We start from the raw sequence: 591 nt of genomic DNA, 5'->3' as shown, positions 1-591 counted from the left end.
GCTGCTCATCCTGCATGCCGACCACGAGCAGAACTGCTCTGCCTCCACAGTGCGGATCGTCGGCTCGGCGCAGGCGAACATCTACGCCTCGGTGGCCGCCGGTATCGGCGCGCTCTCCGGCCCGTTGCACGGTGGTGCGAACGAGGCGGTGCTGGCCATGCTGAACGACATCCACGCCAGCGACGACGACGTGGACACGTTCATGAACCGGGTGAAGAACAAGGAGAAGGGTGTGCGCCTGATGGGCTTCGGGCACCGGGTGTACAAGAACTACGACCCGCGGGCCGCCATCGTGAAGAAGGTTGCCGACAGCGTGCTGAACAAGCTCGGCAAGCGCGACGACCTGCTCGACATCGCGATGCGCCTGGAGGAGATCGCCCTCTCCGACGACTACTTCATCGAGCGCAAGCTCTACCCGAACGTGGACTTCTACACCGGCCTGATCTACAAGGCGATGGGCTTCCCGACGAACATGTTCACCCCGCTGTTCGCCGTCGGCCGCACCCCCGGCTGGATCGCGCAGTGGCGGGAGATGATCAACGACCCGGCCACAAAGATCGGCCGCCCGCGCCAGGTGTACACCGGGTACGC

At 65.0% G+C, this 591-nt stretch carries 1 protein-coding gene; it reads left to right on the top strand.

Features of this window, described 5'->3' with window-relative positions; all coding sequences use genetic code 11:
* On the top strand, nucleotides 1-591 hold a 591-nt coding region (locus DAT37_RS11875; RefSeq protein ID WP_332873281.1), incomplete at both ends, for a citrate/2-methylcitrate synthase.

Source organism: Nocardia aurea (assembly GCF_003123685.1).
GTDB lineage: Bacteria > Actinomycetota > Actinomycetes > Mycobacteriales > Mycobacteriaceae > Nocardia > Nocardia aurea.
Note: the sequence above shows the minus strand (reverse complement) of the source record. Positions and strands in the feature narration are given on the sequence as shown.